This is a genomic window from Mesorhizobium sp. M1273 (assembly GCF_040318195.1).
In the GTDB taxonomy this organism is placed as follows: Bacteria; Pseudomonadota; Alphaproteobacteria; order Rhizobiales; family Rhizobiaceae; genus Mesorhizobium.
Genome location: NZ_JAMYLV010000007.1, coordinates 115,935 through 136,608 on the forward strand (window position 1 = coordinate 115,935; position 20,674 = coordinate 136,608).

17 protein-coding genes are annotated in these 20,674 nt (G+C 61.9%); 9 read left to right on the forward strand and 8 right to left on the reverse strand.

Annotated features, from left to right (window positions below; genetic code table 11):
* Positions 1 to 49: 49 nt before the first annotated feature.
* Positions 50 to 979: a sugar kinase gene (locus tag NKH30_RS10645; RefSeq protein WP_352995295.1), complete on the forward strand. Its 930-nt coding sequence runs from the start codon at positions 50 to 52 to the stop codon at positions 977 to 979.
* On the opposite strand, the gene NKH30_RS10650 is transcribed toward NKH30_RS10645, so the two are convergent.
* The 3 genes from NKH30_RS10650 to NKH30_RS10660 form a co-directional block, all read right to left on the reverse strand.
* Positions 972 to 1,973, reverse strand: coding sequence for an NADP-dependent oxidoreductase (locus NKH30_RS10650; RefSeq protein ID WP_352995298.1), 1,002 nt, complete (start codon positions 1,971 to 1,973; stop codon positions 972 to 974). The genes NKH30_RS10645 and NKH30_RS10650 overlap by 8 nt on opposite strands.
* A gap of 5 nt (positions 1,974 to 1,978) precedes the next feature.
* A complete protein-coding gene (locus NKH30_RS10655) occupies positions 1,979 to 2,926 on the reverse strand; it encodes an alpha/beta fold hydrolase (protein WP_352995301.1) in 948 nt (315 codons plus the stop codon).
* An 86-nt stretch (positions 2,927 to 3,012) separates the two neighbouring features.
* Entirely contained in the window at positions 3,013 to 3,828 is an 816-nt protein-coding gene (locus tag NKH30_RS10660; RefSeq protein WP_352451958.1) for an oxidoreductase, read from the reverse strand.
* A 107-nt stretch (positions 3,829 to 3,935) separates the two neighbouring features.
* Between NKH30_RS10660 and NKH30_RS10665 the strand changes: the two genes are divergently transcribed.
* On the forward strand, positions 3,936 to 4,520 hold the full coding sequence (locus NKH30_RS10665; protein ID WP_352451959.1) for a TetR/AcrR family transcriptional regulator: 585 nt from the start codon (positions 3,936 to 3,938) through the stop codon (positions 4,518 to 4,520).
* 12 nt (positions 4,521 to 4,532) lie between these two features.
* Here the strand turns inward: NKH30_RS10665 and NKH30_RS10670 are convergent, their stop codons facing one another.
* Entirely contained in the window at positions 4,533 to 5,696 is a 1,164-nt protein-coding gene (locus NKH30_RS10670) for a LacI family DNA-binding transcriptional regulator (RefSeq protein ID WP_352995304.1), read from the reverse strand.
* A 33-nt stretch (positions 5,697 to 5,729) separates the two neighbouring features.
* Here NKH30_RS10670 and NKH30_RS10675 point away from each other — a divergent pair, with 33 nt between their 5' ends.
* The 5 genes from NKH30_RS10675 (at position 5,730) to NKH30_RS10695 (ending at position 10,538) form a co-directional block, all read left to right on the forward strand.
* Positions 5,730 to 6,770, forward strand: coding sequence for an ABC transporter substrate-binding protein (locus tag NKH30_RS10675; RefSeq protein WP_352470335.1), 1,041 nt, complete (start codon positions 5,730 to 5,732; stop codon positions 6,768 to 6,770).
* Positions 6,771 to 6,897: 127 nt separating this feature from the next.
* Positions 6,898 to 7,935 (forward strand): ABC transporter ATP-binding protein, encoded by a 1,038-nt coding sequence (locus NKH30_RS10680; RefSeq protein WP_352501102.1) that lies wholly within the window; start codon positions 6,898 to 6,900, stop codon positions 7,933 to 7,935.
* Positions 7,932 to 8,819, forward strand: a complete 888-nt coding sequence (locus tag NKH30_RS10685; RefSeq protein ID WP_352995307.1) for an ABC transporter permease — start codon at positions 7,932 to 7,934, stop codon at positions 8,817 to 8,819. Before NKH30_RS10680 ends, NKH30_RS10685 begins: the two co-directional genes overlap by 4 nt.
* Positions 8,812 to 9,603, forward strand: a complete 792-nt coding sequence (locus NKH30_RS10690) for an ABC transporter permease (protein ID WP_352995310.1) — start codon at positions 8,812 to 8,814, stop codon at positions 9,601 to 9,603. The genes NKH30_RS10685 and NKH30_RS10690 overlap by 8 nt, the downstream gene beginning before the upstream one ends.
* Before the next feature lie 14 nt (positions 9,604 to 9,617).
* Positions 9,618 to 10,538 (forward strand): phosphorylase family protein, encoded by a 921-nt coding sequence (locus NKH30_RS10695; RefSeq protein ID WP_023676454.1) that lies wholly within the window; start codon positions 9,618 to 9,620, stop codon positions 10,536 to 10,538.
* A gap of 354 nt (positions 10,539 to 10,892) precedes the next feature.
* Here the strand turns inward: NKH30_RS10695 and NKH30_RS10700 are convergent, their stop codons facing one another.
* The 4 genes from NKH30_RS10700 to NKH30_RS10715 form a co-directional block, all read right to left on the reverse strand.
* Positions 10,893 to 12,650, reverse strand: coding sequence for an adenylate/guanylate cyclase domain-containing protein (locus NKH30_RS10700; RefSeq protein WP_352995313.1), 1,758 nt, complete (start codon positions 12,648 to 12,650; stop codon positions 10,893 to 10,895).
* A gap of 341 nt (positions 12,651 to 12,991) precedes the next feature.
* Positions 12,992 to 14,017 (reverse strand): aldose epimerase family protein, encoded by a 1,026-nt coding sequence (locus tag NKH30_RS10705; protein ID WP_254818213.1) that lies wholly within the window; start codon positions 14,015 to 14,017, stop codon positions 12,992 to 12,994.
* Positions 14,018 to 14,097: 80 nt separating this feature from the next.
* The gene (locus tag NKH30_RS10710) at positions 14,098 to 15,555 is read right to left on the reverse strand and encodes an NAD-dependent succinate-semialdehyde dehydrogenase (RefSeq protein ID WP_352995316.1); all 1,458 of its coding nucleotides are present in this window, start codon (positions 15,553 to 15,555) and stop codon (positions 14,098 to 14,100) included.
* A 232-nt stretch (positions 15,556 to 15,787) separates the two neighbouring features.
* Positions 15,788 to 16,738 carry an AEC family transporter gene (locus tag NKH30_RS10715; RefSeq protein WP_352470327.1) on the reverse strand — a complete coding sequence of 317 codons (951 nt, stop codon included), beginning with the start codon at positions 16,736 to 16,738 and terminating at the stop codon, positions 15,788 to 15,790.
* Between the two features lie 176 nt (positions 16,739 to 16,914).
* Here NKH30_RS10715 and NKH30_RS10720 point away from each other — a divergent pair, with 176 nt between their 5' ends.
* Both NKH30_RS10720 and NKH30_RS10725 read left to right on the forward strand, forming a co-directional pair.
* Positions 16,915 to 19,899 carry a caspase family protein gene (locus NKH30_RS10720; RefSeq protein ID WP_352995319.1) on the forward strand — a complete coding sequence of 995 codons (2,985 nt, stop codon included), beginning with the start codon at positions 16,915 to 16,917 and terminating at the stop codon, positions 19,897 to 19,899.
* Positions 19,900 to 20,005: 106 nt separating this feature from the next.
* Complete coding sequence (locus NKH30_RS10725) at positions 20,006 to 20,554, forward strand: histidine phosphatase family protein (RefSeq protein ID WP_352454578.1); 549 nt, start codon at positions 20,006 to 20,008, stop codon at positions 20,552 to 20,554.
* Positions 20,555 to 20,674 lie beyond the last annotated feature (120 nt).

Sequence of the window (20,674 nt, forward strand, 5' to 3'; positions counted from 1 at the left end):
CGGCTGCAAAAAGCTACAGCACCGCAATTGCAGGATGGAGGAGTGCTTCATGGCAGGAAACGGCATCGCCTCGATCGGCGAGTGCATGCTCGAGCTTTCGGGCCAGGCCGGGCCGAACTGGCGCATGGGCTTTGCCGGCGACACGTTCAACACGTTATGGGCGCTGCATGCCTTGAGCGGCGAGCGGCCGGCGACCTATGTGTCGGCCTTCGGCGACGACCCGTTCTCGCGCGACCAGATCAAGTTCCTGGCCGAGAGCGGCATCGGCATCGGCGCCAGCCCGGTGATAGCGGGCGCCCGCCCCGGCCTCTATGCGATCACGCTGACCGGCGCCGAACGTTCTTTCACCTATTGGCGGGCCGATGCGGCCGCAAGGCAGTTGGCTTCGGACCCAGCCGCATTGCAGAAAAGCCTTGAAAACCAAGCGCTTGTCTATTTTTCCGGTATAACTTTGGCAATCCTCGACGAGGCTCCACGCAAGGTACTGCTGACGGCCGTGGCCAAGGCGCGCGCGGCCGGCTCGCTGATTGCCTTCGACCCCAATTACCGGCCGAGGCTGTGGCGCCAAAGCGAGGAAGCGCAGGCCGCGATCCTCGAGGCGCTCGCCGTCGCCGACATCGCGCTACCGACCTTTCCCGACGAGCAGATGCTGTTTGGTGATACAACACCGCAGAAAACAGCTGAACGGCTGCGAAACCTGGTCGGCGAAGTCGTCGTCAAGAACGGCGAGGAACCGGCGCTGATCGCGCAAAACGGAACCTCGCAATCGGTGCCGGCGGTACACGTCGCCACCCCGGTCGACACCACCGGCGCCGGCGACTCCTTCAACGGCGCCTACCTCGCCGCCCGCCTTGCCGGCCATGCCCCGGCAAAAGCCGTGCTGCGCGCTCATCGCGTCGCCGCCGCCGTCGTGCAGGTGCGCGGCGCCCTGGCGCCGTTCGAGACGCTCAAGGCTGCGTTCGAGGCACCCGCTATCTGACCTTGATGACGACCTTGCCCTTGGCGCGTCCTGTTTCGACATAGGCCAGGGCGTCATTGGTCGCTTCGAATGGAAAGACCCGATCCACAACCGGGCGGATCGCGCCGGCTTCGATGAGAGCGGTGATTTTGCTCAGCTGATCGCCCTGCGCCCACATGAACAGGAACGAAAACTGCACGCCGCGGCGCTTGGCTTTGGCCCGAATTCCGCGACTCAGGAAGCGCAGCACCAGCCTCAGCATCAAGTTCAGTCCCTTTTCCCTGGCAAATTCGGCATCCGGTGGACCGGAGATGGAGATGAGCTTGCCACCCGGTTTCAGCACCCTCAGGGATTTTTCCAGTGTCTTGGCGTCCTGGCTGTTCAAAACGACATCGTAGCCCGACAGAACTTTCTCGAAGTCGTCTTTCCTGTAGTCGACGACGACATCGGCGCCGAGACTTTTGACCAGATCGGCACTTGCCGCGCTCGCGGTTGTCGCAACGGTCGCGCCGAGGTGCTTGGCCAACTGAATAGCAAATGTCCCGACGCCGCCGGAACCAGCCTGAATGAAGACCTTCTGTCCCTTCTTCAGGTTTGCCCGTTCGATGAGCGTCTGCCAGGCGGTGAGACCGACCAGGGGAATCGACGCCGCCTCTTCCATACTGAGATTCTCGGGCTTCAAGGCTACGTCGGCCTCATTCACGGCAATGAATTCGGCGAATGTCCCAATCCGGCCGTCGCGCGGCCGCGCATAGACCTCGTCGCCGGCCTTGAACTTGCTGACTTTCGATCCCACGCGGATAACCTTTCCAGCCACGTCGTGGCCCAGGATGAAGGGCCGCTGGTAGGACAGGATGAGCTTGAATTCTCCGGTTTTGACCTTGGAATCGAGCAGGTTCACCCCTGCGGCATGGACCTCGACCAAGACATCGCTGTCCTGGAGCTCCGGCTCCGGCATTTCGGCCAGCCGCAGGGCGCCCTTTTTATTATACTTATCGACAACGAATGCCTTCATGGCAGTTACTTTCCAAGAATGTCTGTTGCTGTTCGGGACGAAACAAGCCGAACGTTTTCAGCTGCATGGCCGCCCTGCGGCAAGGCCTCAGCCTCGAGGAAGGACAGCGCCTTCGGGACAAAAGCGGCGTGGTTCTGAAATACCCCGCCATGCCCGGCATCCGGATAGATGACCAGATGCGCCCCCGGGATACGCCCGGCGAGATCGTAGGTATTGCTGCTCGGCACCATCCTGTCCTGGTCGCCATTCGCAACCAAAGTGGGAATGCGGATGGTGCTCAGGTCTTGTGGCGCCTGGAGTCCGTAGGCCTTGATCGCCTTGAGTTGCGCGCCGAACGCGCTCAGCGATATCGCCTTGTCCCGGTTGTTCCGGCGCTCCTTCAGCCGTTCCAGAAATGCGTTTGCGGCGCGGCGCCCATTCGGCGTTCTTGTGAAGAAGAGATAGTACTTCGGATCCCGAAAAGTCAGCGCGCCCTTGATCATGTCCACGATCGTCAGCGGCGTCACCTTGTCGATGCCTTGCCCACCGGCCGGCCCCGTGCCAGCCAGGATGAGTTTGCGCACAAGCTTGGGCTCGGTCAGCACAATCTCTTGCGCCACGAAGCCGCCGAGTGAAAAGCCGAAGAGATCGACTTCTTCGAACCCCAGCGCCCGGACAAAGGCGATTGCATCCCGCGCCATGCCGGAAATGGTCGACGGAGTTTTGCCACCCGAAGCACCGATGCCGCGATTGTCGAAGGCAATTACCCGCCGGGTCGCAGCGAGGCCATCGACGATGCGCGGATCAAAATTGTCCAGCTGAGCAGCCAGATGGTTGAGCAGGATCACTGGCACGCCCGTCCTGGGCCCGAGTTCCCTGTACGCAAAAGCTATGCCGCCGACATCGACGGAGCGCGTTGGCGCGTCCTGGAACAACGCCGGTGAACGCGGCGACCGATTGGATCTATGTGTCATGCTTGGCGCCTCCGTTTCGTAGGGCCTGGCCAAATGTGTCGTAGTTGCTAGTCGCATGTGCGTGAAATCCTCTGCCTCGCCGTTGTTCAGACCGGCAAGCGGAACTGCTTGCGCAGGCTCTTGTCGAAAATCCCCGCGGGGGCAAAGCGGCGCAGCAGGCTGACCTGGCGCGCTGCGTTGCCAGCGGTATAGCGCCGTCGCGGGCGGGCATCGGTCGCTGCCTTGACAACCACATCCGCCACCACTTCCGGCCGATCGGCTTTGGGCATCACATCGCCCAGCAGCGCCTTGAGCCCGGCTCGAGCCCGATCGTATTCCTTCAACAGCGAATCCGGCTCGATGCCGTTCTGGTCGAAGACGGTGCGAACGAATGCCGGCTCGATGACGGAAACGCGGACGTTGAAGGCGCGCACCTCGTGGTCGAGCGATTCCGAATAGCCTTCGAGCGCGTGCTTGACCGCCGAGTAATGAGCTGAGTATGGCGCGGGTACCAGTCCCAGAATGGAGCCGATATTGATGATGCGCCCTTCGCCGCGCCGCCGCATCGACGGCAACACCGCATTGGTCATTCGCATGACGCCGAACAGATTGACGTCGAACAGGGCTTGTACCTGGGCGACCGAGGATTCCTCGGCGCCTCCTAGCAGACCGACACCGGCATTGTTGACCAGGAGGTCGATCCGGCCGGTCTGCGCGAGCACGGTGGCAACGAGCGCATTGACGGCCGCATCATCGGTCACGTCGCATGCCAGCATGGTCACTCCGCCCGGACCATTACTGGTCTTGCGGCGACTTGTCCCGAAGACAGTGAAACCCGCCCGCGCCAAGGCCTCGGCGCTGGCGCGGCCGATGCCGGAGGAGGCTCCGGTCACGATTGCGGTCTTTTCAGAATTCCCATTCATTTTTGATGTTCCAGGTTCGAGAGGTCTAGCTTATTTCCACGAGTTGAATTATGATCGTAATATCAGATTATGAGCATAATGCAATAGCAGGACAGGAAAGAAAGACCATGCGCTACGAAAAGGGCCGAAAAGACGCGTCACGCAGCCGGATCATGGAGGTCGCCGCCGAACGTTTTCGATCTGACGGCATCGCGGCGTCCGGGCTGGCAACCATCATGAGCGACGCCGGGCTGACGAACGGCGCCTTCTATCCGCACTTCCAGTCGAAGGCGGAGCTCGTCCGTGAAAGCGTGGCGGCGGCCTTGGACGCGCAGTCGCATGAAGTGCAGGAAGCATTGGCCGCCGGCGGTCCGGAAATGGCCATAGAGACGTATCTATCGGCCGAGCACCGGGACAATCCTGGAAAGGGTTGCGCTTCGGCCGCGTTGTTGCCGGAAATCGCGCGGCAGCCGCCTGAAACGCGAGCCCTCTATGCCGAGCGCGCTCAATCCCTGGTGCGCCAGATAGCTGAAGCTCTGCCGCAGACGAACGATCCCGAGGGCGCTGCGTTGGGCATGTTTGCAACGCTCATCGGCGCGCTTCAACTCGCGCGCGCCGTGGAAGGAACGGAATTATCGGATCGTATCCTAGCGGCGGGAGCAGCTGCCGCAAAGGCGCTGATCCGGCCGGTTCAAGACGAGGTGGCCTCCTGAGGGCAGCCCGGACTATTCGGCCGGCTCGAATCTGCCTTGCACCAAGACTGTCTCCACCGGCCCAAGCGGATTGATGATCCGGCTCTCCAGGACTTCGATAAGTTTGCGTCCAACACCCGCCATATCCACGGAATGAACTCCGATCTTTGCCGGCAGGAAGCGTGCCAGCCGCGTGCTGTCACGGGTGACAATGTGAACGTCGCGGCCTGGTGTGAGACCCCGCTTGCCGAGAGCGTGCAACGCTCCCAGAAGGCCCAGTTCGTTGGCGCACGCCAAGCCCGTTGGCGGATCTGATGACGCCAGCAAGCGATCGAACCAGCCTGCGCTCGATTCCATGGTGAACATGCCATGACCGATCAACGATTGGTCGATCGGAATACCAGCCTCGGCCATTGCCCTTCCATACCCGGAAAGACGCACGGCACTCGCCTGGTCCTCCGGAACGAGAAGTTGCAGCGCAATGCGTCGACAGCCCTTATCCATGAGCCGCCGGGTCGCCTCATAGGCAATCTGTTCATTGTCGACATCGACGTAAGGATACGCGATATCCAAGTCGGTTCTTCCAAACGCGACGAACGGCATGCGTTTATCCAGCAGCAGCTTGACGCGCGGATCAGCCGACACCAGGCGCGTGATGACCAGGCCGTCTGCGCTGTGCGCCTGAAGCTGCCGCTGCACACTCTCAACGGGATCGTCGTCGGGAGTGGTGGAATAGATGGACAGACTATAACCGGCTTGCCGCGCCGCCAGCGTCATGCCTTCGATTAAAGGAAGCTTTAATAGATCGGACAGATGGTCTCGTGTTTCCATCGGGAGTACTGCCGTCAGCGTCTGCGTTCGACCGGTTTTGAGCGCGCGACCATGATGATTTGGTAGATAGCCGACCCGCTTGGCCGCCTCCTTGACGCGGGCTATGGTCGAGGGCTGCACCTCCGGCCCATCCTTCAGAGCGCGGGATACCGTGGTCACCGACAGGGAAAGTTCAGCGGCGATCTGCTTTAGATTGGCCATTGTTCGCCCGACTTCATTTGCGAAAGCGCCGGCTGATTTGCTGACCGCCATAACGTTACCGAATTCGACATCCCGGTCAATCCAAACTCCCGCAGGAAGCAGCTTGACTCCGGCGCATTCAGATGCAATCGTAACGTTACGATTACAAAATAATGGCTCTTTCAAGCGATATTCCATAAAAGTTGGGGAGGAGAACCTATGTCCTGGCTACGCATTTCCTTAACAGCATTCGCAATCTCGGCTGCCCTGCCCGTGCATGCGCAGACGGTCACAATCACGACCGCGGGTGGCGACTATGGCAACGCCATGAAGGAGGCCATGTGGGCCCCTGCTGCAAAAGAGCTTGGCTATGATGTCCGCGAGGAGACCCTAAGCGACGGCCTGGCCGCCTTGAAGATGCAGGTCACCTCGGGTGCGGTCACGACCGACGTCATTCACCTGGGCTCACCGGAAGGTGCCCAGGCGGCCGCACAATCGCTGCTGGAGCCACTCGACTACAAGATCATCGATCCGAAATCCGTGCCGGAGGGTGCGAAGTCCGACTACTGCTATCCGTTTGACTCCTATGGCACCGTCATGTCGTGGAACACCAAGACCTATGGCGAGAACCCGCCGAAGACGTGGGCGGAATTCTGGGATGTTGCCAAATTTTCTGGCCGTCGCGCGTTGCGCGCCAATGCGCAAGACTCGATCGAGATCGCGCTTCTCTCCGATGGCGTGGCACCGGCGGACGTCTATTCCGTGCTCAGCACCCCGGAAGGGCTAGAGCGCGCCATCAAGCGGCTTGAAGCGATCAAACCAGATGTCGCCGTGTGGTGGACCTCGGGCGCCCAGTCGGCGCAGTTGCTGAAAGACGGCGAGGCGGATTTGGTCATTACCTGGAACGGACGCGCCCAAACCGTGAAAGCAGATGGCGGCGCGGCTGACTACACGTTCAAGGGTTCGGTCATCGGCACGGACTGTCTTGGGGTGCCGAAGGGAGCGCCGAACAAGGAAGCCGCGATGAAGCTCATCGCAGCGATGACGCAGCCCGCGCGGGTTGCCAAGCTGACCGATTTCATTGCCTACGGCCCAGTCAATCCTGCGGCATATGAGGGTGGCCTTATTCCCGAGGACCGTCTGAAGACCCTTGCGACCGCACCTGAAAATGCTGGCACTTCGGTGTTTTCCAATTCAGAATGGTGGGTCAAGAATGGCGAGGCTGCCCAAAGAGCCTTCGATGAAATGATGGCTCGCTGACTCTCAGCTCTGACGCATGTCGCGCAAAAATGTGCAGCGCGCGACAATGACATGCATGAAAACAAGAACCTAAAGCGCGTCGCGTGAAGCCGGTCGAACGCGACGCGCTTCAAGGCTGGAGCACATGATGAAGTCGCTCGCGATCACCGTCGAAAGCGTGCACAAGGCTTATGGGTCCTACGTCGCACTGGATGATGTTTCGCTCGACATTCAGGCTGGCGAATTCCTCACGCTGCTAGGGCCATCGGGATCGGGCAAGACCACGTTACTCATGGCTCTGGCCGGTTTCGTCCGGCCGGATTCCGGTAAACTTTTCTTGGGCGATCGAGACATCACCCGCCTGCCGCCCAATAAACGAGACATCGGCATAGTATTCCAGAATTACGCCTTGTTTCCCCACATGAATGTCCTGGCGAACGTCGCGTATCCGCTGGTGCTGCGCAAGGTACCGAGAGCGGAGGCGCGTCAGCGGGCGCTTGATACCTTGGCCCGCGTGAAGCTGGATGGTCTGGCGGAGCGCAATATTGCCGCATTATCCGGCGGCCAACGTCAACGGGTGGCATTGGCGCGGGCTATCGTCTTCGAACCGCGCGTGATGTTGATGGACGAGCCGCTGTCGGCGCTCGACAAGAACCTGCGCGAGACCATGCAGTATGAGATCCGGCGTCTGCATGATCATCTACGGATCACCACGATCTATGTAACCCACGACCAGCGCGAAGCGCTGATTATGTCTGACCGGATTGCGGTGATGAATTCTGGCCGCATCCAGCAGATAGATACGCCGCAGCGGATTTATGATCGTCCATCGACCCGCTTCGTCGCGGAGTTCATGGGCGAGGCCAACATTGTGGCCCCGGGCTCAGCGCGCAGAATCGACGGCGCCGAAGCATCACGCGAAACCCTGATGATCCGCGCCGAAAGCTTCCATCTTGATGCGAAGCTCGTCGGGGGAGACGGAGTGGCTCTCGAAGGAATACTGCGCGCCAAAGCGTTCCGCGGCGAGAACTGGCTTTTGACGCTGGCGCTTGACGGCGGGCAAGAGGTTCTTGTCTGCATTCCGGCAGCGCTGGCCGGCGGCTGCGCCGAGCTTGCCGCCGGTCAGCGGATGACCGCATATGCACCGGCAGCGAAGGTTCACGCGATACCGGGAGCGATGGCGTGACCGTCGTCCGAGACCCGGCGCTCGCGGCGGATGCGCGGCGCGAGCGGCGGTTTTTTCTTTCACTTTCGCTCCCGGCGCTGTTCATCGTTGGACTGGCGGCGATACTGCCCATCCTTTGGATCATCCGGCAATCCTTCCTGACCACCGGGGGTGAGTACACCGTCGGCAACTACCAGAAGGTCCTTTCGAGCGGACTGACGTGGTCGGCGCTCGTCACGACCCTCGAACTGTCCTTGGGTACGCTGGCGGGCTGCATACTCCTCGGTACTCCTCTGGCGCTGGCGCTGGCCAGCGTCAGACCAAGGCTGGCCAACGTGCTCATGGCGTTCGTCATGCTGCCGCTGTGGACCTCTATTCTGGTGCGTACCTATGGTTGGCTCGTGCTCTTGCGGCGCGACGGCCTGATCAACGCGGCTTTGACCGGTTCAGGCCTGACGGCGGAGCCATTGCCGCTGGTCTACAACTTCACGGGAACGCTCATCGGCATGGTGCACTACATGCTGCCACTTTTTCTGCTGCCTGTTTATGCTGCGATGCGCGATATCGACCCAAATCTCATTCGCGCGGCTGCGAGCATGGGAGCCACTCTCAGGCAGGTCATCCGCACAGTCATTATGCCGCTTTCGGCGGGCGGCATCTTCTCGGGTTCGATCATCGTCCTCATCTACGCCATAGGTTTTTTCATCACGCCGGCGGTGCTTGGCGGCGGCAAGGTAAATCCGCTCTCTACCCGGATCGAGCGTACACTATCGACCTTTCAGGACTGGGGGTCGGCAAGCGTCCTGGGCATTCTGCTCCTCGTTCTTATGGCGCTGATCGGTGTGATGTTGCTGGCGGCACGCCGTCTGGTGGCCCAGAACCCCGTGGAAGCCTCCCATGCTTGAAGCCTATCCGCAAAACAGGCTCGCCCGCATTTTGCTCTGGAGCTTTGCCGCTCTTGTCATGGCATTTCTGATGCTGCCGACGCTCGTGGTGGTGCCGCTTTCCTTTTCGGCGTCGAATCTCCTCGAGTTTCCGCCGCACGCCTACTCGTTGCGCTGGTACGAGAACTTCTTCGGCTCGGCAACGTGGATGGCCGCGCTGAGAACGAGTTTGATCCTTGGGACGTTGACGGCGTTGATCGCGGTGCCTTTCGCGCTGCTCGCCTGCATTTCAATGAATCGGCTGGGCGGAAAAACCGCTGCGGCCATCCAGAGCGTCCTGCTGACCCCCTCGATCACCCCCGGTATCCTGCTTGCGATCGGTCTCTTCTTTGTGTTGGCCGCACAACATCTGATCGGAACGCTATTCGGTGTGCTGGTCGGACATGTGGTGCTGGCCGTTCCGGTCGCCTGCATTGTGTTGCTACCCGCTCTCGCCCGCTTTGACTGGAACCAGGTTCAGGCGGCGCGCAGCCTCGGTGCAAACTGGGCCAGGTCCATTGGCGGAGTCATCGTTCCGCAACTTCGGATCAGCTTGCTGTCAGCGACATTGATGGCGTTCCTGACTTCGCTCGACGAGTCCGTGATTTCGATCTTCATCGCAAGCGGTCGCAACAGCACGATGCCGAAGCTTATGTTCCTGTCGCTGCGCGATCAGATCGATCCGACCATTGCGGCGATCTCGACATTGTGGACCGTCATCGTCGTGGCCGTGGTCCTGATTGTGACCCTTCGCCAAAAATCCTGACCGAGACTGGAAACATGCCCACCAATTATCATGCAGCCGACGATCTGACGGATCATTCGACGGACATCCCTCAGGTAGGGTTGGCCATCATCACCGGGTCGGCAAACTGGGGGCTTGCCTTCCCGGAAGATGTCGAATTCGATGGTGTGCGCACCTTGCGGCGCGACATGAGTTTTGAAACACCTTTCGGTCGCACCGACAACTGGAAGCTGCTCGAGTTCGATGCGTCGATCACAGCGGAAGGGAGAGCAAAACGCGCGCTGTGCATGTATTCGCACGGCAATCCCCGCGACCGTATCGACCATTCCTGCCATCGCCGCGCGTTCTGGGTATTGATGCGGGCGGGTGTACGGCAAGTTCTCGCCTGCTCGACTGTAGGCGCCGTCAACAAGGCGATCCAGCCGGGCGACATGGTGGTGACCGCCGATATCATTGAACTGACGCAGACCCCGTTTTCACTGCTTCCTGACCGTCAGAGCTTTGACTGTTCGGGCAAGCAAATCGTGTGTCCAAGATGTGCGGCGGTTCTGGTCGAAACGGCCCGCCGTCATTGGCCAGCCGAATGCCGCGTTTATGGCATCGAACAGCAGTTGGTGGCTGCCCATTGTTATGGGCCCCGGCTGACAACGCCTGCCGAAGCCTTGGCATATCGTGGCATGGGGGCGGATGTACTCAACCATTCCATCGCCCCTGAGGCGACCTTGTCGCGCGAGATCGGCGCGTGTTTCGTGCCTTGCGCGTTCGTGACGGCGGGCTTCAACGACTACATGGATCGCAATCGCCAGAAATTGCTGCAGGAGGACGTGCTGCCCAGTCTCTCCATGACAGCCTCGCGGGTCGCGCTGGAGACCGCCGCGCGACTTCCCGCTGATCCGGAATGCTCCTGTCACGGCTTGAAGTCGCCTCAGCCGAAAGAACGCTCCAGCCGGTTCTGAGACGACCTTGGTGCGCCGGATAGCTGAAGCTCTGCCACCGACCAACAATACCGAGGGCGCTGCATTGGGCGTGTTTGCGACGTTCGAAACGTTGAGGGCGGCGTTTGAGGATTAGGGTCAAAACTCAATCAGACTGGCTGCCGCCAATGGCCCAGATGGGCGGAACTTGCCGTTTGAATTAGTCGGCGGGAATGAGCACAGAGCGCCATGAGCGGAAGCTTAGCAGGGGTCACGCCAGCGCCCAGTTAGCGCTACGAAGCAGACCTTCAGCCTGTGCCGGAAGCGAGCCCCGGCTTACCAAGTGGCATATCCAGGAAGCGCGTCCCCCTCCTCAGCTAGGCACCGTTTTCGGCTCTACGCTATGCCTGCGCGACGAGCCCCTTCCTCAATCGCAGCGAGGGCCAGAGGATTGGTGACGGGATAGGTTCGGATGAAGTTCTCGACGGTGAACCTTGGAAACTCGACGGCAATCCGCCTGGCGATCGACTGCGCCTGCGCCGACTCTTCGAGCAGCGCGTGGCACAGGGCACGGAACATCAGAGTGACGGGAATATCCGGCGGACTTTGGCACAGCGACGACAGACTGTCGGCATAGCGACCGGCGACGAACCGCGCCCGGGCGAGCTGCGCGTAGTACCAACTCGGAGCCTGCGGATTGAGGCGAAGCGCCCGTTCGGCGAGAGCACAGCCTTCTTCCGGATTTCCACACACGAGAGCTCGGCTTGAGGCGAGCATCGACAGCACATCGGCGTCATTGGGTGCCAGGGCCAGCGCCCGGTCGTATTCCTCTGCGGCCCCGCTGATATCGCCGTCAATGGCGCGGAGAGCGCCCATGTAAAGGCGCGTCATCGGATCGGTAGGGTCGAGCGCCAGAGCCTTTTCCACGCATTCTCGCCAGCGCTCGACCGAAGCGGCTGAATCTGGCGTGAAGGCATTGAAGGCATCGACCGCATGTGCCAATCCCAACGTCATCCAGGCCCGCGCGAAGCCGGGGTCGAGTTCCACGGCGCGGGACAGCATGCGTATGGCTTCTGCCCTCGCATCGGTCGTGAATCTGTCGTGCAGTTCCACCCCGAGCAGATAGCAGTCGTAAGCACCCAGGCTCGAGGGAGGCTTCCGCCGAGCCACCTCACGCCCGAGATTGGCAAGCTTGCCGAAAGTGCCTGCCAGGGCGTTGATAACGTTCTGTGTGATGCTGTCCTGCATGAGAAAAAAATCATCGGTCGACTCGTCGAACCGCGCCGACCAAAGGTTGGCTCCGGTCCGGGTGTCGACCAGCTGCACCGCGACGCGGACACGCTGTCCGATCGCCTGGAGGGTGCCTTCCAGCAGGTAATCGGCGTTCAGTTCCCGTCCAACCGAGCGTGTGTCGCTCGCCCGTCCCCGATAGGACTGCATGGTCTGGCGCGAAATGACCGCAAGGTCGGGATAGCGCGCTAGGTCGCCGATCATGTCGGCCGACAGGCCGTCTGCCAGCCGCGTCCAGCCGTCGTCGGCGCTCAGGTTTTCGAACGGCAAAACCGCAATTACCGGCGGCTTACTGTCGTCGCCGGAAGAAAGGCGTGGTTTGGCACCGACGATCTTGCCCGCAGTAGCAGGGTCGATCAAGACACGGTACACGCGAACCGGTTCGGCGATACTTTTCATTTTCTGCACGCCGAGTGAGGCAAAGCCGATCGGCACCTTTCCCCTCACATGGTCGCAGGCGGTGGCGGAAATCGCGATTCCTCCAGGTTCCGCCAGCCCTTGCAGCCGATCGGCGATGTTCACCGCGTCACCGTGGATGTCGTCACCCTCAACGATAACATCGCCCAGATTGATGCCGATGCGGAAATCAAGCCGCCGTTCTGGCTGCGTGAAAACGTTCACCTCCGCCTTCTGTTGCTGGATTTCGACCGCGCAGCGTAGGGCGTCGACCACACTGTGGAACTCGACCAACATCCCATCTCCCATGGTTTTCACCAGTCGACCATGGTGCGCAGCGATCCTTGGCTTGAATACTTCGTTCAGGTCGGTTCGGAAAAGCGCACGCGTACCCTCGTCGTCGATCTGGCTCAAGCGGCCATAGCCGACGACATCGGCAATCAGGACGGCTGCGAGATGACGTTCCATCCCCCAATCCTTCGCGGATTGTTACCCGCTTTCCAAGCTTACAGCAGGTCGCAGGTTGATGCCATTGCCGCCGCCCCTGAAAGACAGCTTTTCAGGTCTGTGTACTTTGCTGCATGAGAGCCCGAATGTCGGATAAGGGTCAACTTGCGTCGTCAGGGCTCTCGGCGTCAAAGGTCCAAGAGAGTTCGAAGTCGGTCGTTCAGAGTGATTGCGTTTTGACTCCAGTGCGCCGCGCGTCATTGGACGCGCAAAGGACGCTATAACACTTTGAATTTTGCATGACCCTTTCCGAACCGGAGGTCAGCGCAGCAAAACCATGCCGGTTTCCGGGGGGTCCCGCCCTAAGGCAGCCTGAACCGGTATTCGGTCACGTGATGGTAGATCTGCCCGGGCCACAGCGTGGCTTGCGGGAAATACGGCCGGTTCGGCGCATCCGGCCAGATTTGCGGCTCCAGGCAAAAGCCCGAAAACGCCTTGTACTGGCGTCCGCCCAGTCCAGGCGAGGACGGCGCCAGATACTGGCCGGTATAGAGCTGGACGCCCGGCTCGGTCGTCCAGAGCTCCATCTCGACGCCGGAATTCGCGCCTTGCGCCCACGACGCCTGCTTCAGCGGCCCGCGCGTTGAGGCGAGGCAGAAATTCTGGTCATAGGGGAGCTGTTCGCCCTCGGTCTCCATGCGCAGCGGCCGCGCCTGGCGAAAGTCGAAAGGCGTGCCGTCGACCGGCTTTACCGTGCCTGTCGGAATGAGATCCGCGTCGACCGGCAGATAGGCGCCGGCATTCAGCATCAGCCGGTGATCGAGAATGTCGCCGGCGCCGCCGTCATCCAGGTTGAAATAGGAATGCTGGGTGAGGTTGCAGAGCGTCGGCTCCTCGCAGGTGGCGGTCAGTTCGACGCTGAGCGTGCCGGGGATCTTGAGCCGGTAGGTGCAGGTCACGTCGAGCGCGCCGGGAAAGCCCATCGTGCCGTCGGGGTCGTGCAGGGTCAGCGTGACAAAATCCCTGCCATGCAGCGAAACCGCCCAGGCCCGGCGCGAAAAACCTTGCGAACCGCCATGCAGCGTGTGCTTTTCGAGGAAATTGCGCTCGGTCTGATAGCGTTTGCCGGCAAGTGTGAAGCGGCCGTCGCGGATACGGTTGGCATAGCGCCCGACGACGGTGCCGAAGAAGGCGGTGTCCGTCTCATAGTGCTCGAAACGATCATAGCCGAGCACCAGCGGCGCGTCGTGCCCGGCCAGACGCAGATCCTGGATGATCGCACCCAGCCCGATGATGTTGGCGGTGAGGCCGCCGCCACGGATGGTGAAGCGGCGGACGGCCTCGCCCGCCTGCGTCGTGCCGAAAACCTCGCCGTCCTTCATTGCCATGCTCGCAAGTTCATTGATCGATGCCAGCCTGGCCTTTCGAAGCGGCTCAGGGTCTTCTTCGGTATTACCGCATCAGGCTTCTAGAGACCAAGTCCGCCGATGCAGACATATTTGGTGTCGAGATAATCCTCGATGCCCTGGTGGCCGCCTTCCTTGCCGAGGCCCGATTCCTTGACGCCGCCGAACGGCGCTTCAGGGGTGGTGATGAGCCCTTCATTGACGCCGACCATGCCATATTTGAGCCCTTCCATGACCCGGAATGCGCGGCCGAGATCGCCGGTGTAGAAGTAGCAGGCCAGCCCGAACTCGGTGTCGTTGGCGAGTGCCACGGCCTCTTCCTCGGTCTCGAACTTGAATACCGGCGCCACCGGGCCGAAGATTTCTTCCTTCATGAAGCGCATCTTCGGCGTCGCATTGGCGATCACCGTCGGCTCGAAGAACGAGCCGCCGAGCGCGTGGCGCTTGCCGCCGGCGACGACCTTGCCGCCCTTGGCGGTAGCGTCGGCAATCAGCTCCTCGACCTTCTCCACCGCCTTTTCGTCGATCAGCGGTCCCTGCTGGACACCTTCCTCGAGGCCGGAACCGACCTTCAGCCCGTTGCTCGCAGCAACCAGCTTTTCGACAAACTGGTCGTAGATGCCGGCCTGCACCAGGAAGCGGTTGGTGCAGACGCAGGTCTGGCCGGAATTGCGGTACTTGGCGGTGATGGCGCCGGCGACGGCCCGCTCGAGATCGGCGTCATCGAAGACGATGAACGGCGCATTGCCACCGAGCTCCATCGACACTTTCTTGACCGTCACCGACGACTTCTGGATCAGGATCTTGCCGACCTCGGTCGAGCCGGTGAAGGTGATCTTCTTGACCAGCGGGTTGGCACAGATCTCGTCGCCGATCTCGCCGGCAGCGCCGGTCAGGATATTGATCACGCCTTTGGGGAAGCCGACTTCCTCGGCAAGCGCGCCCCAGGCAAGGCCGGAGTAAGGCGTCTGCGACGCCGGCTTGACCACGGCGGTACAGCCGGCGGCAAGCGCCGGACCGAGCTTGCGGGCCAGCATCGAGGACGGGAAATTCCATGGCGTAATGGCGGCGATGACGCCGACCGGCTCCTTGGTCACCAGGATACGGCGGTCCGCCCAGGGCGACGGCACGACGTCGCCATAGGTGCGGCGGCCTTCTTCGGCGAACCACAATATGTAGGACGCGGCCGAGCCGATCTCGCCCTTCGATTCGAACAGCGACTTGCCCTGTTCGATGGTCAGCAGTTCGGCCAACACGTCCTGATTATCCATCATCGCGTCGTGCAGCTTGCGCAACAGCTTCGAGCGTTCGAGCGCGGTGGTCTTGCGCCATGTCTGGAAGGCCGCGTCGGCGGCTTCGATGGCGCGGCGGGTCTCGGCCTTGCCCGACTTCGGCACCGTGCCGATCTTGAGGCCGGTGGCAGGATTGTTGACGTCGACCGTCTGGCCTGAATCGGCCTGCACCCATTCGCCATTGATGAGATTGGCCTGCCGCATGAAATGGCTGGTCTTCTGAAGCATGATGTCGCCTCCGTTCGGCACCTGGCGGGCCGGTCGCTGATTTCGTGAATGGACGTGCGCGATAGCATCGCTAGAGCCACTGCTCTTAGCCCAGGGCAAGCCCCGCAAGCAATCACAAGATGGCATATAGGGTTTGGGCCAGCCAAAGCGAGAGGCGATGCAGCCGGGTTCTTATCCAAAAACCCGGATTCTTATCCAAAAAACCCGAGTTCTTATCCAAAAACCCGAGTTCTTATCCAAAAACATGGACGACCACTGTCAGCCAAAACGCAGTGGTCACGACCGCACAGGCGGTGGCGATGGTCATCTGGTTCGACGCCAGCGCCTGGCCGGTGTTGAACTGCACCGCGATGAGATAGGAATTGATGCCGGACGGCAACGCCGCAACCATGACCGCCACCTTGGCCGTCAATGGCGGCAGGCCGATCAGCCAGACCAGGCCGAGAACCAGCGCCGGCATCAGGAACAGTTTCAGCGCCGACAGCGCCAGCGCCGGCCTTACATTGCCAGAAATGCCGAAACGGCGCAGGCTGAGCCCCATGGCAAACAGCGCCACCGGGGCGGCCGTGCCGGCCAGCGCGTCGCTCAGCCGCGTCGCAAGCACCGGCAGCGGCGCACCGGTGAAGCGCCACGCCAGCCCGGCCAGTATGCCGATGATCAGCGGATTGATGAATACCCTCCTGAGAAAGCTCCTGACGACGCGGAGCGGATGCACCGGCTCGCTGCCGCCGCGGCCGAACATCTCGAACAGGATGATCGAGGCCATCATCATCACCGGCAGGTGAATGGAGACGAGCAGTGACAGCACTTCGAACCCGGCCGGCCCGAACACGCCGATGATGAAGGGCGCGCCGAGCAGGACAACGTTGGAGTAGGACGACGACACGCCGCCGACGACGCCGGCGCGGGCGTCCCGCCCGAAGATGCGCGTAATGACCAGATGGCCGGCAGCCCAGGTAAGCGCCACCGCCGCGAAATAGGCGCCCCACAGCGACCACGGCGCCACGCCGTGGAAATCAGCCTTTACCATGGTCTGGAACAGCAAAAGCGGCATTGCCACGTTGATGGCGAATTCGGATACGCCCTCGCCGCTCGCCGGCTTCAAATAGCCGGTCAGCCCGGCAAGATAGCCGAGCCCGACAAGACTGAAAACGAAGAGGACGGTTTCGGTAAGCGGAGACATTTTTCCCGTGATAGGCGAGGCTCGGCGGCGGCGCAATCGCCCTTCCCTCGCGAATGTACCGGCCAACAATCCGGCCGCTCGGATCTGCCCGAATTTGCTCATGGTTGGATGCCAGCGCTATACAGGGTTGTCGGGGGGGCACGCGGCGAATGGGCCTTGTCGGAAATCAGCACTTCTTGAAGCAGGCGTGGCTGACGGCTTTCGTCGGCGCCATGCTTTGCCTCGTGGTGACCTCGGCTCATGCCGCGGAGCCGGCGAGCCTCAAGGGCGTGGCGCTGATTGTCGGCCAGTCGAAATACCAGCACATAGCGGCTCTTCCCAACCCCGCCAACGACGCCCGCGACATCGCCAAGATGCTGACCGATCTCGGCTTCGACGCGCGCAGCGTCACCGACCGCGGCACGGCAAAGCTGAAGCGCGACCTCGAGCGTTTCGCCGAGGATGCAGAGGACGCCGACGTCGCCTTGATCTACTATTCCGGCCACGGCATCGAGGCCGGCGGCGAAAACTATCTGGTGCCTGTCGACGCCGACGTTTCTTCATTGAAGGACGCCGATCAGGCCCTGGTGCCGATCTCCGCCGTCATGGACGAATTGAAGACGACCGTGCCGGTAACGATCATGCTGCTCGATGCCTGCCGCACCAACCCGTTTCCGGCGGATGCGGTGCTGCGCCGGGCGCCGACGGCCTCGGCCTCGCCGATCAGCGCCGGCGGATTGGAGCCGGTGCGCGGTGCCAGGGCACTGGCAAACGCGACCGCGACGGAAAATCTGGGAACGGTGATCGGCTTTGCCGCCGAGCCGGGGCGGCCGGCACTCGACGGCATCGTCGGCGAAAACAGCCCCTACGCAGCGGCACTTCTGCGCCATCTCGCGGCGATGAAGGGCACCGAGTTCGGCTCGGTCATGCGCATGGTGACAGAGGAGGTCTATCTCGACACCAAGGCCAAGCAGCGGCCATGGGTCAATGAAAGCCTGCGCCGGCTGCTCTACTTCGGCGTAGCACCGCAGGAACCGACCGGCGACGACGGCCTGATCACCGGCGAGCGGCGGCAATTGCTGCTGACGATCGCTGAGTTGCCGGACCCTAAGCGGGCACAGGTGGAACTGGCCTCGCTGCAGGACGGCGTGCCGCTCGACGCGCTGTATGGCGTGCTGAAGGCGCTCGGCACCGAAAACATGCCGGAGGACCCCACCGACCTGCAAAAGCTGCTCGACGCCCAGGCCGAGCGTCTGAAGAAGTTGATCACCGAGCGCAACGCGCTGCGCACGGACGACCCCGAGATCAGCCGCCTCGTCGCCTCGGCCGACAAGGCGATCGGCCAGGGCGCCATCGTCACCGCGCGCAACTTCCTCGACCAGGCGGTGGGCCGGGTCGAGCAGGCCAGCGGCGTGGTCGATCGGGCGGAGGATCTGGTCAGGCAGAAGCGTCTTGCCGACGCGGCGATCTATGCCAGGCGCGCCGACGCTTCGGCGCTGGTCTTCGACTATCTGTCGGCCGCCAACGATTACGGCAAGGCCTTCTCGCTGGTCGAGAGATGGGACGACAGGCTGCGCTGGAACTACAAGAACCAGGAGGCGGAAGCGCTCAACGCGCATGGCAGCGCCACCGGCGACAGGCAAGCGCTGCAGCACGCCATCGATGCCTACCGCGTCATCCTGAACTTCATCCCCAATGGCGAGCAGAACCGCGACTGGGCGATCACCCGCAACAACATGGCGGTGGTGCTGCAGACGATCGGCGAGCGCGAGCGCGAAACCGACCGGCTGGAAGAGGCAGCGAAAATCTTTCGCGATTCGCTTGCCGTGTTCGAGCGCGAGAAGGATGATCTCAACTGGGCGGCCGCCCAGAACAACCTGGCCAATGTGCTGCTGAAGATCGGCGAACGCCAGAGCGACCCGAAACGCCTGAACGAGGCGGTGGTGGCGATGCGCGCCACGCTGGAGAAGCGGCCGCGCGACAAAGTCCCGCTGGACTGGGCCGCCTCGCAAAGCAACCTTGGCCTTGCGCTTTACGCGCTTTCGGAACGCGAACCGGGCGGCGCGCGCCTGACCGAGGCCGAGGCCGCCTACCGGCTGGCGCTTGAAGAATACACGCGCGAAAAGGCGCCCGTTCAGTGGGCGATGGTCCAGAACAATCTCGGCAACACCCTGGTGTCTCTCGGCACGCAACGCAACGACAAGGCGAAAATCGACGAGGCAGCCGCGGCATTCCGCGCCGCGCTCGAAATCCGCACCCGCGACACCTTCCCGCTCTCCTGGGCGAGCAGCCGTCTCAATCTGGGTAACGCGCTGAGCAGTGCTGCCCGTTTCGATCTCGGCACCGGCCTGCTCGAAGAGGCGGCTGCCGCCTATGGCGACGCGCTGACCATATTCACACGCCAGCGCTTTCCGACGGATTGGGCTTCAGCGGAGAACAATCTCGGCTCGATCTACCAGATGCTCGGCCAGCGCACGCGCGATCCTGTCAGGCTTGAGCAATCGGCTGCTGCATACCGGGCGGCACGGCGCGTCTATACCAAAAAGGAGTTTCCGCTCGACTGGGCGATGACCCACTACAATCTCGGCAACACGCTGCAACTGCTCGGCGGCGTGACCGACAAGCCGGTGCATTACGAGGCGGCGATCGAGGTCTATCGCGATGCACTGCGCGAATACAAGCGCGAGACGACGCCGCGGCAATGGGCACTGGCGCAGGCCGGCCTCGGCTCGGCGCTGCAATGGCTGAGCATGAGCGAGGCCGACCCCGGCAAACTGGCCGCATCGATCGCCGCGCGCCGGGCGGCGCTGGAGGTGCTGACCTTCGAGACCTCGCCCGTCGACTGGGCAAACGCGCAGAACGGCATCGGCATGAGCCTGATCAATCTCGGCAATCTCGAACGCACCGGCAAATATCTGGACGAAGCCGAAGCCGCTTTCGAGGCAACGCTCAAGGTCTTCACCCGCGAAAGCCAGCCGATGCAATGGGCCTTCGAGCAGAACAATCTCGGCGACGTCCACTGGAACCGCGGCAGCTATGGCGGTGGCAATGCCGAATACCAAAAGGCGATCGAATTCTTCGAAAACGCCAAGCAGGGCTTTACCGAAGCTGGCTACACACTCCCGATCCCGCTGACCGACCGCAAGATCGATCTGGTGAAGAAGCAGATAGCGAAGAAATAGGCGTTTCGGCCGCAGGTTGCACTCGGCTTGTCTTTCAGCCGGCTTTGCCGTCCCTATATGCCGGTCACCGGGGACCTGCCTGCCGGTCACCCGAAAAGGATGTCTGATGCTTCGATTTGTGCTGGCGCTGCTGTTGCTTGCCGTTTCCGCCACAGCCCATGCGACGGAAGCCGGCTGGGCGCTGCTGCGCGACGGCGGGCATGTGGTGCTGCTTCGTCATGCCATGGTCACCGGCACCACCGATGCGGCCAATTTCGACCTCGGCAAATGCGCCACCCAGGTCAATCTCTCTGAGCGTGGCAAGCAACAGGCGCGCAAGATCGGCGCGCTGTTTGGCGCCCGCGCGGCACCGGTCGAGCGCGTGCTGTCCAGCCGCTATTGCCGCTGCCTCGAGACCGCCCGCATCGCTTTCGAAAGCGAGCCGGAGCCGTTCGCACCGCTTGACCTGCTGAAGACCGACGAAAAGGAGAAAGCCGCTCAGATCGCGGCGATCCTGGCCGAGATCCGCGGCTATTCCGGCTCCGACAATCTGGTCATGGTCACGCATCTCGAAGACATCAAGGAATTGACCGGCATCTCGCCGCGTGAAGGCGAGGCCGTGGTCGTCGAGCCGCAGGGCGACGGCCTGCGGGTACTCGGCCGCGTTACTTTCTGACCGGGCCGGAGCCGGTTGAAGTGAAAATCTAGCGCTTGGTACCTTAAGCCGAATACCGGTTCCGACCCGCGATGAGGTCTTGGTCGAGTCCAAGGTCGACATTGACCTTAGTCAGGAGCA